Here is a 15,209-nt window from a genome sequence, read left to right on the forward strand (position 1 = left end):
GACATAATCGAACGTGCGAATCCCCGTCAGGCGTCAACCCACGGCCCCGCCCGGACATTCCCGGGCCCGGATGCCCAGCCCGGGCGGACCCGGTCAGCCCTGGTTCAGAGGTCGGTGGCCCACTCCCTCGTCCATCCGGTCACCGCGAAGCCCATCCGCTCGTTGATGGCGATCATGTGGGTGTTGGTGTCGGCGTTCCACGTGCGCACCGTCGTGACGCCCGGCTTCTCCCGCTGGAGCGCCGCGAGGTTGGCCACCTTCGTCGCGAGCCCGAGACCGCGGCCGCGGTGCTCGCGCAGCACGAGGGTGTCCCCCTGCAGGGCGAGGTCGGTCTGCCCCGGACGCACGACGAGGTCGGTGAACGCCACGAGCCGGCCCGACGGCACGTGCCGGGCCACCGACTCGATCGCCCAGATCGGGCTCGGGGTGTTCCACTGCTGGCGCACCCGGTCGGCGTCCCAGTCCTCTTCGTCGAGGTCGATGTCGCCCATCGGCGCGTCGGTGCTCATGCGTCGCGCCAGCAGGGCACGGTCCTCGAGCCACTCCTCCGGCAACCCGTCGACCGCCACCTCGACGACGTACTCACCCGCGTCTAGGGCAGGCGTGAGGGCCTCGAGCGTCCCCGCCTCGACCGGCAGGGTGAGGTCCTGGCGGAGGTCCACCAGCGTCTGTCGGTAGCCGTTGGCGAGCGCGAACTCCGTTGCGGCATCGCCGTGCTCGACCGGGGAGCCACTGTGCTCGTGGACGCGGGTGCAGCCCTCGTCTCGGAGCACCTGCTCGCAGTGGGCGAGCAGGCGCCGGCCGTGGCCGGCACGCTGGTGGTCGGGGTGCACCGAGAGCCAGACGCCGCCCGTCTCGGTGTTCTCGCGGGTGTTCCGGATGGTCTGTGCGGCGGCCACCGGATCGTCGGCGCCTTCGACCCAGACGCCGAACGTGCGCCGGGCGTCGTGACGCCGGCCGGTGAGGTCGATGATCTCCTCGACCGTGGCGCGCTGCGCGCCGGCGCCCCACACAGCTCGGTTGGCGGCGTGGTGCACCTCCAGCCAGGCTTCGCTGGTGGCTTCACCGGGTGCGAGCTGGATCTCCTTGAGCGGCCTGGTCATTCGGTAGCCCCAGTCTGCTTCTGCCACTCGCGGCTGTACCCGTCGACGCGGTAGCCGAGGCGGCGGTTGACGGCGAGCATGTGCTCGTTCGATGCGGCGTTCCACGTGCGGATCGAGGTGACCGCAGGCAGCTCGTCCATGACGGCCAGGGCGTTGACGGCCTTGAGCCGCAGGCCGAGACCGTGACCCCGGTGCTCCTTGAGCACGAGCGTGTCCTGCTGGAAGCCGAGGTCGGGGCTGCCCGCGGAGACGGCGACCGTCGTGAAGGCGACGAGGCGGCCCGTCGGCACGTGCCGCACGGCGGACTCGACGATGCGACGCCCGGAGGCGAGCGTTCGGGCGAACGTCTCCCGGAGCCGCTCGGCGTCCCAGGCCTCCTCCTCGAGGGCGAGGTCGTCGAGCGGCGCGTCGGTGCTCATCCGCTGCTGCAGGACCGCGCGGTCCTCGAGCCAGGCCTCGGGGATGTGGTCGACGAACGTCTCGACGGCGTAGTCGTCGTCGGCGGCGGCCAGGGCCGTCAGCGAGTCGCGGTCCGCAGGCAATGCCATCGAGCTGCGCAGCATCGTCTGGCCGACGGAGTAGCCGTGCTGCCCGGCGAAGCGCTCCGACTCGTCGGAGCGCCCCTCGGGCCACTCGGTCTCCCCCATGAGGGTGCCGCGGCCGTGCTCGGCCGCGACCGCCTCGCCCGCGCGCAGGAGCGCTCCCCCGGCCCCTCGGCGTCGGTGCTCGGGGTGGACCGAGAGCCACACGAGGGCGAGGTCGAGGTTGTCCGCCAGCGGCATCCGCACCTCGAGGGCGCCGACGAGGCGCTCGTCCGACCAGGCCGCCAGGGCGACGCGCCGGCTCGTCGACGACTGGTGGAAGCCGCGGATCTCCTCGAGCGTCCACTCGCTGCCCTGGTCGCCGAAGAGCTCGCGCTGCACCGACCCGTGCACGCCGATCCACGCGCGGGCCGCGTCCTCCTGGGCGGCGTCGAGCAGGTCGATGGGTCTGATGTCGAGGTCGTCGCTCACGGGCCCGAGTCTGTCGGGACGGTCCGGCGAGGGCCACCCATTTGTCGGTGGTCCTCGCTGCTGGGTCGCGCCGGCCCCACCTCGCGCCAAACGCGTTGCCGCGCAGGACGCGTCGGCCTACCCTCGAGCCATGCACCGCTCGCAGCAGACGACGACGCCGGACCTCTCCGGCGCGCTGCTGCTGCTCTAGCACCGATCGCACACCACGCCCCGGAGCCGTCTCCGGGGCGTTCGTCGTCTCCCGCCGGCTCCGGTCCGACCCACCGTGACCGCCCGCCCGAACGGAGACCCTGATGCCCGACCACCGCGACCTCAACCACGATCTCGACGTCTTCGCGACCGACCCGCTCGCCGGGGCCGGGCTGCCGCTCTGGCTGCCCGCCGGCTCGGTGATCCGCCACGAGCTAGAACGACTCGCCCGCGACCTCGCCCACGCCGACGGGTGCGTGGGCGTGCACACCCCGGTGCTCGGCAAGCGCGCTCTCTTCGAGCGGTCCGGGCACTGGGCCAAGTTCGAGGACGACATGTTCCCCCCGATGCGCATCGGCGACGAGGAGGTCGTGCTCCGCCCGGCCAACTGCCCGCACCACGCCCTCGTCTACAAGGCGCGCAGCCACTCCTACCGCGAGCTGCCGGTGCGCCTCAACGAGCTGGCCCCGATGTTCCGGGCTGAGCGCTCCGGGGTGCTCTCGGGCCTGACCCGCGTGCGCCAGATCAGCCTCGACGACACCCACGTCTTCTGCCGCCCCGACCAGGCCGGCGACGAGGCAGCCCGCGGTCTGCGGGCCGCGCTCGAGGCCCAGCGCATCCTCGGCCTGCCGGTGCACCACGTGCGGCTGTCGCTGCGCGACGAGTCCGACGCGTGGCTCGGCAGCCGCGAGCAGTGGGGCGGCGCACAGGACGCCCTCCGCGACGCGGCCCGGTCGGTGCTCGACGACCACGGGCTGCCCCTCGTCGAGGCCGCCGGCGAGGCGGCCTTCTACGGTCCGAAGCTCGACCTGCAGGTGGTCGACGACCGCGGCCACGAGGAGACCATCGCCACCGTGCAGGTGGACTTCAACCAGCCGGAGCGGTTCGACCTGTCCTTCCACGGCGAGGACGGCGATCGGCACCGTGTCGTCATGATCCACCGCGGCACCGTCGGGTCGATGGAGCGCGTCACCGCGGCCCTGCTCGAGCGCTACGACGGCCGCCTGCCGCTCTGGCTCGCACCGGTGCAGGTCGCCGTGCTGCCGGTGTCGGCCGAGCAGGACGGGCCCGCGCGGGCCCTCGTCGACGCCCTGCGCGCGCACGGCGTCCGGGTCGAGCTCGACTGCAGCGACTCCCTCGGGTCGCGGATCCGCGAGGCCCGACGGTGCCGGGTGGCCGTGGTGGCCGTCGTCGGCGCGCGCGAGGCCGCGGATGCGTCGGCGCAGGTCACCGACGTCGCGGGCGGGTTCCGGGGCGTCGTGCCGGTGGACGTCCTGGTCGCGGGCGTCGTCGCCGCCCGCGACGGACGCTGCCCGAGCGTCGACTGGGCGTGATGGGTGTGGTGCGTGGTTCGTGGGGCCAGGACCCCGCGAACCACGCACCACCGGGCCTCCCGCGGCGTCCGGCATACGGGGGCGCGCCCCGGTGTTGTAGGAGCGAAGGACCCGCCCCACACGAAGGATGTGACACTGGAATGGTGTTCGGACTCGGCAGGAAGACCCAGATGCCCGTGCGCGAGGAGGCCCTCCCCGGCCGTGCGGATCGGCCGTTCCAGGTGAACCCGACCCACGTCGTCCTCGGCACGCCGCTCGAGGGCCCGTGGCCGGAGGGATCCGAGGTGCTCTACGTCGCGATGGGCTGCTTCTGGGGCGTGGAGCGGATCTTCTGGCGCCAGGACGGCGTCATCAGCACGGCCGCCGGCTACATGGGCGGCTACACGCCCAACCCCACTTACGAGGAGACGTGCACCGGGCGCACCGGTCACGCCGAGACGGTCCGCGTCGTCTACGACCCCGAGAAGACCTCCCCCGAGCTGCTGCTCAAGGCCTTCTGGGAGAACCACGACCCGACGACGGCCAACCGGCAGGGCAACGACATCGGCACCGCCTACCGCTCGGCCATCTACTGGACGACCGAGGGCCAGCGGCTCGCCGCCGAGGCCACCCGCGAGGCGTTCCAGAAGGTCCTCGACGACAACGGGTTCGGGCAGATCACGACCGAGATCCGCTCGGCCGAGGACGCCGGGCCGTTCTACCTGGCCGAGGACTACCACCAGGGCTACCTGCACAAGAACCCCGGCGGCTACTGCAACCACGGTCCGAACGGCATGACGTGCCCGGTCGGGATCGTGCGCCAGGACCAGCTGCCCTCCCAGCAGGACATCGCCCCGCCCGCCTGACGCGTCGACGCCCAGAACGACGGACGCCCCCACCCGAACCGGGTGGGGGCGTCCGTGCGTCCACGCTCGACGTCAGGGCGTGCAGGCCGTCTCGTCGAAGTGGCCGGGCGTGCCCGGGTAGGCCTGCCCCGCCCCGTGCTCGTTCTGGCCCGGGTAGACCATGGCGAGCTCCCGGAAGGCCGCAGTGCCGTCGGTCGTCACGTCGGAGCCGGGCCGGCCGGCGCTCGAGGACCACGCCAGCTGCTGGAGCCAGCTCTGCATCGCCGGGGAGTGCCCGCGCACGTCGTTGAAGCCGCCGTACGCCGCGTTGCAGTGGGTGAAGAGGTTGTACGCGCCGTTCCAGTCGATGAGCCGGTCGCCGGGGTTGGGCCCGTTGGCCGTCACGTCGCCCTGGAGCACGTCGCGGTCCCAGCCGCCGTAGATCCAGTCGGTGCCCTGGTGGTGGTTGTCGTTGGCGGGGTCGGCGTCGGCCAGCCCCGTCATCTCGAACCACAGGCACGGGTCGACCGTGACGACGGCCTTCTTCGTGCCGGTCGTCAGCGGCCAGTCGCCGAGCGTGCACCCGCTGCCGGGGGCGTAGGAGCCCCGCGGCCGCACGTCGAGCAGGTCGGAGCCGAGCACGTCCTGCTTGGCCGGGTCGGACTCGCCGGCGCCGCCGAAGAGGTGGTCGACGAACCGGTCGTCGGTGCCGCGCGAGCTCGGCGTGAAGACGCCGTTCACGAGGCAGTCCGGCGTCGTGGCGTCGAGCACGGCGTCGCAGCCCTGCCCGCCCCAGAGGACGTCCTCGCCGTCGCCGCCGAAGACGTCGTCGCCGCCGCTGTCACCGTTCGCGACGTCGTCGCCGTAGCCGGCGTGGATGGCGTCGTCGCCGGAGCCGCCGCGGATGAGGTCGCGCCCGCCCTCGTCCATGCCGTTGTGCGGCATGGCGGCGGCGGTCGAGGCCCCGACCCACTGGTCGCCGTCGACGTCGTGGAGCAGGTCGACGCGTCGGTCGTAGGCGCCCCGCGCGAACGCGGTGAACGTCTCCTTCGGCGGGCTGTTCAGCGTCACCGACGCCTGGGCGGGGCTGTCGCCGGCGCTCAGGTACTGGTTCACGACGCCGCCGCGGTCGCCGACGATCGCGTCACGACCTGCGTCGCCGTTGATCCGGTCGTCGCCGAGCTCTCCGTAGAGGTCGTCGTCGCCGTCACCGCCGGAGATGACGTCGTTGCCGTCCTGGCCCCAGACGCCGTCGTTGCCGTCGTCGCCCCAGAGCGTGTCGGCGCCGAACGCCCCGGCCACCTCGCAGGTCGCCTGCGCGGTCGTGCAGAAGCGGGTGCTCGGACCGGGCAGCGCCGGGTCGTGGGTGCGCGACGCCGTGGCGTCCGCCGGCACTGCGCCGTCGGGGTAGCGGTCGGCGTAGACCTTCTCGGTCTGCGCCCCGGGGCTGCCCTGCAGGGTGCGCAGGAGCGAGCCGTTGTCGCCGAGGACGACGTCGTCGCCGCCGTTGCCCTCGACGACGTCGGAGCCGTCGCGGAAGCCGGGGGCCGTGGAGCCGCCGATCAGGTCGTCCTGTCCGGGCGCCGAGCTCGTACCGCCCAGCAGCGCGACCGGGCTCGCCGACCCGGGCCAGGGCGCCGTGACCGCCAGGACCGTCGTGCCGTGGGCCGAGGCCTGGCCGAACGGCAGGTCGCCGAAGATCTGGTCGGCGCCTCCGTTGCCCTCGACGTGGTCGGCGCCGGCGTCGCCGGTGACCGCGTCGTTGCCGTCCTGGCCGAGGAGCACGTCGACGCCGTCGCCGCCGGAGAGCCGGTCGAAGCCGTAGAGCGTCGCCGAGGGCGTCGTCAGCGGGTTCGCGCCGAGGTCCCACGGCTGGATGACCCGCGGGGTCATCGCCGTGCCGGCGGTGCTGCCGAGGCGGACCGTGACCGAGCTCGGTGCCTGGCCGGAAACCGGACGCAGCACCTGGCCGTTGTCGCCGAGCACGACGTCGTCGCCGGGCCCGCCGAAGACGGCGTCGTCGGTGTCGGGCTGGCCGACGGTCGTCGCGCCGGAGAGGCCTGCCCCGGCGGACGGCGTCGAGCTGCCACCCACGAGGTCGTCGTCGCCGAGGCCGCCCTCGACCCAGTCGACGTCGGGACCGCCCTCGACGTAGTCGTCGTCGCCCTCGCCCTTGAGGCGGTCGGTGCCGCTCTGGCCGAGGATGACGTCCTGTCCGTCACCGCCGAAGACCTGGTCGGCGCCGGAGTTGGCGAGGACCGGGCTCACACCGAGGTCGAGCAGCGTCACCCGGTGCGTCCGCGCGAAGCCGCGCATCCGTGTGATCGGCGTCGAGTCGGCCGGGGCGACCCCCGACCCGAGGACCGCGTTGTCGCCGGCGATGAGGTCCGCGCCGGCGTCGCCGTAGAGGCGGTCACCGGTGTCGGGCCGTCCGACGCCGGGGCTCGCCTCCTGGAAGGACCCGCCGACGACCTCGTCCTCGCCGGCGTCGCCGTGCACGAGGTCGGCGCCGTTGTTGCCCTCGAGGTGGTCGGCGTCGTCGCCACCGTTGACCTCGTCGTCGCCGAGGCCGCCGTACGCGGTGTCGTCGCCGGCGCCGCCGTACACGACGTCGCCGCGGCCGGCGTTCGGTGTCAGGCCGTCGAGGTCGTACGGGATCGCCGGGGCGTCGGCGCTGCTCGTCGGGTCGTGGACCGTGCCGTTGTCGCCGACGATGACGTCGTTGCCGGTGTCGCCGGAGATCGTGTCTCCTGCCTCGGCCGGCCCGACGTCGGTGCGACCCGCGGCACGGGTGCCGCCGTAGAGGACGTCGTCCCCGTCGCCGCCGCTGATGCGGTCGGAGCCGTTGTTGCCCTCGACGACGTCGGCTCCGGCCTGCCCGTAGAGCTGGTCCTGGCCGGTGTTGCCGAAGACGAGGTCGGCCCCGGCGTCGCCGTAGCCGCGGTCGTCGCCGCTGCCACCCCAGACGCGGTCCGCGTAGTCGCCGCCGAAGAGGACGTCGCTGCCCTCCTGGCCGCACACGAGGTCGGCGCCGCCGCCGGCGAGGACGCGGTCGCTCGCGCCGCCCGCCGAGATGGTGTCGACGCCGGCCCCGCCGAGGACGAGGTCGTTGCCGTCGCCGCCGGCGGCCGAGGTGCCCTCGGGCACCGGGTCGCTCGCGACGAGGCTGCCGGGCCGGCACGTCTCGTCCTTCGCGGCGTCGAGCGTCGCGGCGTCACGCAGGGTGTCACCGAACACCGTGGACGGGCCGTCGCCGCCGATGACGTGGTCGTTGCCGAGGCCGCCGACGAGCGTCTTGCGCGACGAGCTCTCCCCCGCCGGGATCGGCAGGTGCGTCACGACGCGGAAGGCCCCGAAGTCGACGCCCTCGATGACGTCTGACCCGCGGGCGTTGCCGGCCGCGTCGAGACCACGGGCCCCGACCTGGCTCGGCTCGGCGATGACGTAGTCGTCGCCGGGACCGCCGTACACGGCATCGGTGCCGTAGCCGCCGACGAGCGCATCGGGACCGCCGCCACCGACGATCCGCGCGTGCTCGCCGCTCTTCGAGTGGCTCGTCACGACGTCCTCGACGGAACTGCCCCACACCTCGTCGTCGCCCGAGCCGGTCTCGATGATGTTCGGGATCGACGGCTTGCCCGCCGGGGTCGTCAGCGTGTCGGAGGTGCCTGCCGCGTCGACGCCGAAGGTGCCCTCGGTCGAGGCGTAGATGGTGTCGGGGCCGGAGCCACCGGTCACCGAGTCGCTGCCGAGGCCGCCGATGAGGACGTTGCCCTCCGAGGCGATCGTCGTGCCGGCCGTGGCGCCCGGGCGGTCGGACGCGACGCCGATCTTGTCGTCGCCCGGACCGCCGTTGACCCGGTTCTGACCGAGGCCGACGCTGATGACGTCGGCGCCGCCGCTGCCCTGGTCGCCCTGGGTCGGGTCGACGTCGAGCTTGGTCCAGTCGACGACGCCGGTGAGGTCGACCTTGGTGATCTTCGGCGAGGAGTTGTCGACGTCGACGGGGTTGAGCGCGGCGGCGACGTCGGTGACGGACGTCGGCAGGGCGCCGTCGCCCGAGACGAGGTCCTTGCCCTGGCCGGTCGTGATGGCGTCGGCTCCCGGACCGCCCGCGACGCGGGCGACCTTGCCGACGGCGTCGGCGGTGACGATGCGGTCGTCGCCCGCGCCACCGTCGACCCACGCGTTGCCGGTGCCGGTCGAGATCTGGTCCTTGCCGGGGGTGCCGAAGACGACGGCGTCCTTGTCGAAGACCGACAGGTCGGCCTGCGTCGTCGACGACGACGGGTTCGAGTCCTTCTTGCCGTCGCCGACGAAGCTGACGACGAGCGGCGTCGAGGAGCCGCGCCCGTCGACCACGACTCGCTTGAGGTCCGGGTCGAGGTACTCGCGCGTCTCGCCGAGCATCTGCACCTTGAAGCCGTCGAAGCCCGGGTCCGTGCCGGCGTCGTCGCCCGGCTTCTGGGCGAAGTGGAGCGCCGTCACCTTGACCGTGTCGGACTCGGTGTCCGCCGTGTTCCCCCACGGCGTCCCGCGGGCGGCGTCGGTGCCGAAGCGCCCGGCGAACACGACGAGCGTGTCACCCGTCGTGCCGCCCAGCCTGGGCGGTGGCGGTTCACAGTTCGGTTTCGCCGTGAAGTCGAGCAGCGTGATGTCGGCGATGTTGATGGAGAAGGACACGCTGAACGGTGAGAACCCGAGCGTCACGTAGAGACGCAGGAAGAGGCTGAGCCGTCCGGTGGTCGTGAAGAGGCACAAGGGGTTGTTGGCCGCCGCGTGGAGGAACTCGCTGACGCGGAACTTGCCGTCGTTGTTCGGGTCGTTCCAGTGGAAGCCGATCGTCAGATGCAGTCCACCCTCGATGCCGACGGTGATGATGACCGCGGACACCGCTGCGCCTGCAGCGATCTCGCCGTCGAGCTGCACGACGGGGACGGGCACCCCGTTCGCGTCGGTCGTCTTGAAGTAGAGGCCGTCGAGGAGCTTGACGGCGTCGACGGACGTGCCTGCCTGGGCCGCCTCGACCGCGTACCGGATGCCGGCGGTGTCGAGCCCGGCCATGAAGCGCAGCGTCACCGACGCCGAGCCGGACAGCGTCACCATGACCGGCGGCGGCGCATAGACCGGGCCGAACGACTGGCGCCACGTGAAGCCGAGCGTCAGCGGCCCGCTGTCGAACTCGACGAGCGAGACGTCGCTGCCCATGAGCAGGCTGAAGACCGACGCCGGGTCGTCGAGGATCGGGAACGTGAAGCCCGACTTGTTCGCGCTGCCGGCCGTGGCGCCGGAGCCGAACACGTTGCCCTTGCCGCCCTTGCTGTTGAGGGCGTCCTTCACGGCGTCCTTGCTCGCCGCCGTGGCCGTCTTGATGAGCGAGCTCGCCGATCCGGGCGACAGGCTGCTGGTCGGCGACACGCTGGTGCCGAGCGCCTTGTCGCCGTCGACCGAGAACTTGCCGATCGGGATGAGGCACGTCGGGTCGCCCGGCCCGCCACCGCAGTCGGGCAGGTTGTTGATGAGGGTTGTGAGGGCGGCGATCTTGTCGACGAAGTCGAGCTTCGGGCCGCCCGCGAGCGTGTTGAACGTCTTGGCCAGGGTGATGAGGCTGACGTCGCCGCCACCGGCCATCCTGCTCAGGTCGGACAGCACCGGGATCGGCGCGTAAAGGGTGTCGATGACCGGCTGGAGCGGCCCGGTGACCGACTTGACCTTCTTGAGGACCGGCCCGAGCAGGTTCGACAGGAACCCACCCGCGTCGATCGCGACGTCCTTGAACTCGATCGTCGGGGCGCCGAGGCTCTTGAGGTTCTTGTTCGAGAACTCCCACCCGAGAACGAAGTTCGCCTGCACACCCGGCAGCACCGAGTCGACGGACGCCTTGACGAGCCAGTCGGCCTTGATCTTCGCGGTCAGCGAGATGCCGAAGAGCGAGGACGCGTCGCCGCGGGCGATGTCGGAGATCGTCAGGACGCTGTCGGCCGTCTCCGTCGCGTCGCGCGACGTGAGGTCGATGAGGAAGGCGCCGGCGAACAGCGGCGCGGTGCCGTTCTTCTTGACGTCGATGTCGAGGAAGGCCAGCTGGGCCTTCATCGTCGCCGGCATGTCGAACCGCGCCCCGAGGCCGAACTCCGGTGCGGGGGCGCCGTCCTGCCAGCTGTCGTGGGTGTAGATGACGAAGCCGTCGTCCGTGTTGATGCCCGCCTTGACGTGCAGCTGCAGGCCGAGCCCGTAGGTGATCGCGTCGTCGTCGCCGGCCTTGAGGGCGAGGCCCGGGATGCCGATGTCGAGCGGCAGCTTCTTGCCGTCGCCGAGGCAGCCTGAGCCGGGCACGCAGCCGTCGTCGGGCGTCACGGTGCCGGCCTTGACGTCGAACGCGAGGTTGACGCCGTTGATGCTCGTCGTCGGGCAGTCGACGAGCATCGGCTTCGTCGTGACGGGCGTGTACGCCGTCGCGGTCGCGCTGCCGTCGTCGGTGAAGGTCTGGGCGCTGCCGGACACGGCGTCGAGCACCTTGACGAGCTGGAAGGCGCCGCCGTCCTTGCTGCGCAGCACCTTGTACTTCGTCGCGCCGTCGGTCTTCGTCCACGACACCTTGATCGAGTTGCCGCTGCCGAGCGCGGTCCACGACGTCGTCGTCTCCGCACTCGGCGACGAGGCGACGGTGTCGCCGTCGGTGCCCGAGCCGGAGCCCTGGCTGGCGACGATCTCGTAGCGCCACTTCGTCGCACCGGTTGTCGACGGCGTCGCCGCCAGCGTCGGCGCGGCGGTCGGCTCGAGCTTCGCCTTGCACTCGTAGTCGACGGTCAGGCTCGTCTTCTGGAGCCCGGCCGCGGTGATCGCCTCGGCGATCTTGGTGTTGACGTAGTCCTTGGCCTCCTTGGGGCTCGCCGGGACGTTGCCGAGCTTGGCCTTGATCTCGGCGCGCAGGCGTCCGATCGAGTCGGCGCCCTGCTGGAGGTCCTTGCCGACGAAGGGCAGCTTGCCGTCGAAGGTCGCGAGGCGCATCGACTGCTCGATCTTCTCGAGGTACCCGTCGAGGCCCGGGCCGATCTGGGTGAAGTCGGCGAAGGCGTTCGCGAAGGCCGCCGAGAGGTCGGGCAGCTCGAACCGCTTCTTCGCGTCGTCGGGGGCCGGCAGGTTGCCGGACAGGTCGAGCAGGGTGGCCGGGTCGGTGGAGTCCTGCAGGCGCAGGGCCACCGATCCGAGCGAGGTGGTCGGCCCGCCCGACACCGTCGCGTAGAGCGGGATGACGCCGCAGACCATGAGCGGGGTGCTCAGGCCCTCACCGCAGTCGACCGGGGTGTTCGAGGCGTTGAAGCTCACGTCGAGCCCGGACAGGAAGGTGGAGAAGCTGACCGGGGTGTCCGCCGCGGCACCGGCGTCGGACAGCTCGAGGCTGAGGTCGGCCCGCAGCTTCGCCTGCTTGGCCGGGTCGCCGCCGGGGTCGCCCGCCGACACCGTCAGCGGGCCGATGGTGCCGGCGGCGCGGCCGTCGAAGGCGGCGGCGGCGGCGATGCTGACCTTCGAGTCGGCGAGCACCTTGAGCGACGCCGCGTCGTCGGGCCCGGTGCCCGGGGCGAGCGGCACGACGAGGCCGACCTTGACGCCGCCGGTCACGTGGGCGGCGCCCTGGCCGGTCGCGGCGGCCGTGACGAGGGACTTGTCGCCGCCGAGGTCGAGCTGCACCGGCGTGCTCGTGCGGTAGTCGCGCTTCCAGTCGAGGTCGAGCACGACGTTCGGGGTGCCGCCGGTGTCGAGGTAGCGGAAGTGCAGGGCGCCGGTGCCGAGGCGGTCGTCGAGGACCTTGACGAGGTCCTGCATGTTCTGCGGCGGGTGCAGAGAGATCAGGTCGATGGCGTCGTCGAGCGGCGAGCGGAACGAGTACGCCGTGTCGTCGGCGGGCTTCGTCGTCCACGGCTCGGTCAGCGTGACGGTGTCGCCGGATGCCGAGGCGACGACGGCCACCTGCGTGCCGACGACGACGGTGCGCCCGACGAACGACGCGTCGAACGTGCGGCCCACGTGCTGAAGGGTGTTCGTGCCGTAGTTGACGTCCGAGCCGACACCCGACGCGTCGCGGCGCATGAGGTCGCGCAGCGACGTGCCCGTGCCCGGGATCTCGCGGCTGTAGATGCCGGACGCACCACCGGGCTGCGCCTCGGCGAGCTGGGCGGCGAGCGTCTGGAGGGTCTTGAGGACGATGGCGAACAGCTCGGCCTGCGAGCCGGGCTTGATGTCGAGGGCGAAGATCCTGCTCAGCCGGCTGAGGTCGAGCTGCGGGCCGTCGGCGCCGCTGACCTGGGTCAGGTCGTTCCAGTGCGCCGAGACGCCGACGTCGGAGCCGGCGGGGAGGAACCCGGCGGCGTCGGGCACCGAGACCTTGAGGTCGGCGGTCGCACGCACGTTGACGTCGACGTCGAGCAGGTCGCCGGCCTGGCTCGTGCCCGTCGGGGTGTCGGTGACGAGGGTGGCGAAGAGGTCGCGCAGCCGGAGGTCGTGCTGGGCGTCGCCGGCCTGCTTGAGGCCGATCGAGAGCATGTGGCCGGTGCCGGCGGCCGAGCAGTCGGCCGGCGCCGAGCTGTTGCACACCGACAGCGAGCCCTTGAGCCGCACCTGGAAGAAGCCGGCATTGGCGGTGAAGTCGACGGCGGTGTCGATCGGGAAGTCCGCGGTGAGCAGCGGGCTGCCGGTGCGCACCATGATGCGGTCGGGGCCGAGCGGGAGCGAGGTGACGTTCGTCGAGAACGCACCGGTCTTCTGCACGAACGGGCACGCCTGGGTGTTGCCCTCGACGCCGATGCAGTCGGTGCCGGTCTTCGGGTCCTGCAGGTCGAGCACGAGGGTGAGGTCGGCGGCGAAGGACGGCTTGACCGTGGCGAAGGTCTGGGCGGAGTTCGCCCGGAGGATGCCGCGTCGCGGGCCGGTGCCGCCGGGCTGGTCGGTCAGCTGGTCGCCGAACGTGACGGCGCCGAGCTGCGCCTCCGGGCCGACGATGACGAACGGCGTGCTCGCGGAGGGCTGCCCACCGATCCACGTGCTGGCGAGGGTCAGCGAGCTCTTCGTGTTGGCCGTGATCTCACCGGCCGAGGTCCCCGCCATGACGCGCATGCCGACCCACTGGTTCGCCGTCCACGGCTGCGTGCCGTCGTCGAGCGCGAGGCCGTTCGCCGAGTACGTCGCCGACGGGCGGGACGTGCGTGCGGCGCCCGCATCCATCGCGATGCCGGCGGAGGGCGCCGTCTTCACCATGCGCATCCGGAACACGAGCTTGCTCGTCGTCGCGTCCCACGACAGGTTGTCGAGGCCGATGCCGGCGGTCTTGAGCTTGGCGACGAGGTCCTGGAGCGAGTCGAACGTCGGGTTGCCCACGGTCGACGCGTCGAAGCCCGGCGGCGAGGGCTGGTTCGGGTCTGGCGCCTGCACGACGTTGGCCTTGAGGAAGTCGACGAGCACCTGGTTGGCCTTGACGGCGTCGGACACCGTGCCGCGCAGGAAGGGCAGGTCGAGGTTGCCGGTCGAGGGCAGCGGGCCGGCGCCGTCGGGGTCGAACCTCGCGGCCTGGATGCCGGTCAGCGCGGTGGCCACCTGGGCCAGGCCGTCGGCGAGGTCGCGCAGGCTCATGTTCTGGAACTTGCCGACGAGCCCGGCGAGCGTCGGGGCCGTGACGGTCGGGGCGCCCGTGGCGATGTTCGGCCAGGCGACCGTGACGTCGGCGGCCACGTTCGTCGGGAAGGCCACTCCGGCAAGGCCGCTCGTGTCAGCAGCCACGTGCAGGGTGCCCGAGACGGAACCGGCGGTGCCCGGGTCGGTCGGCGACCCGGTCGGGTCGAGCGCGGCCGACACGAGCCCGGCGAGCGAGCCGTCGGCGGCCAGCTCGCCGTCAGCGGTGCCCGCGGCGTCGAAGGCGAGGACGCCGTCGTTGTTCGGGTCGTCGACCTTCGCGTACGCGTGCGTCGTCACGGCGAAGTCGGTGCTGCTCAGCGTCACCCCGAGGATGCCGACAGCGGCCTTCGCTGCCGCCGACAGGTGCGCGGTGACGTCGACGTCGACGCGGGGGGCGTGCGCGGCGTCGCTCGCGAGGTAGACCTTGTTCGTCGTGGGGCCGGTCCAGACGACCCAGAGCGACAGCGTCGCCTCGACCGTGGCCGTGACACCCTTCGGCGAGGAGAGCTCGACCCGCGGGCTCGCCGAGCTGACGGCGAGCGCCTGCTGCGTCGCCGTGCGCGTGACGACGAGGTTGACGTGGACCCGTTTGCCGTCCCCGGCGTCGTCCACGGTGATGTCTAGCGTGCCGGTGCGGCCGCCGGGCAGGCTGACCGACTCCCCCGACGTCGCCAGGTCGGCCCACGTCGTCGTGCCGGCCAGCGCACCGGTGACGCCCTCCTTGACGAGGTCGTCGAGGCCGGCCAGGCCGCCGGGGCTCGCGGCGACGAAGGGCAGCTGCTTGCCGAACGCCCCGATCGTCGCCAGCCCGCCGGTCCACGTGGCGAGGTTGTTCGTGCCGCCCGCACCGCCGAGCAGTGCCACGACCTTGTCCACCCCCGGGTCGGGGTCGGCCGCGAAGGCCGGTGACGGACCGGCGAGGGCGCCGACGGCGACGAGGAGCGAGGCCAGCCCGGCTCCGAGGGCACGACTGACGGACTTGCGCACCATGATTCTCCCCATGTGGGGCGCGCTTGTGCCCGAACGGTGTCCGCGAGCCTCGACCAAGCGCGCTACCTGCGCCGAACGTAGTGACGCAGA

General features: G+C 72.4%; 5 protein-coding genes. 2 read left to right on the top strand and 3 right to left on the bottom strand.

The genetic code is table 11. From position 1 onward, the window contains the following. Positions 1-104: 104 nt before the first annotated feature. Entirely contained in the window at positions 105-1,103 is a 999-nt protein-coding gene (locus RY076_RS19085) for a GNAT family N-acetyltransferase (RefSeq protein WP_323100828.1), read from the bottom strand. Then, positions 1,100-2,116, bottom strand: a complete 1,017-nt coding sequence (locus RY076_RS19090) for a GNAT family N-acetyltransferase (protein WP_323100829.1) — start codon at positions 2,114-2,116, stop codon at positions 1,100-1,102. Before RY076_RS19090 ends, RY076_RS19085 begins: the two co-directional genes overlap by 4 nt. Positions 2,117-2,409: 293 nt before the next feature. Between RY076_RS19090 and thrS the strand changes: the two genes are divergently transcribed. Together thrS and msrA are read left to right on the top strand one after the other, a co-directional pair. Beyond that, complete coding sequence (gene thrS, locus RY076_RS19095; RefSeq protein ID WP_323100830.1) at positions 2,410-3,639, top strand: threonine--tRNA ligase; 1,230 nt, start codon at positions 2,410-2,412, stop codon at positions 3,637-3,639. A 140-nt stretch (positions 3,640-3,779) separates the two neighbouring features. Then, a complete protein-coding gene (gene msrA / locus RY076_RS19100) occupies positions 3,780-4,484 on the top strand; it encodes a peptide-methionine (S)-S-oxide reductase MsrA (RefSeq protein WP_323100831.1) in 705 nt (234 codons plus the stop codon). A gap of 72 nt (positions 4,485-4,556) precedes the next feature. Here msrA and RY076_RS19105 read toward each other — a convergent pair whose 3' ends face one another. Beyond that, a complete protein-coding gene (locus RY076_RS19105) occupies positions 4,557-15,119 on the bottom strand; it encodes a calcium-binding protein (RefSeq protein WP_323100832.1) in 10,563 nt (3,520 codons plus the stop codon). Positions 15,120-15,209: the final 90 nt, after the last annotated feature.

This window comes from Intrasporangium zincisolvens, from assembly GCF_034724055.1.
In the GTDB taxonomy this organism is placed as follows: Bacteria; Actinomycetota; Actinomycetes; order Actinomycetales; family Dermatophilaceae; genus Monashia; species Monashia zincisolvens.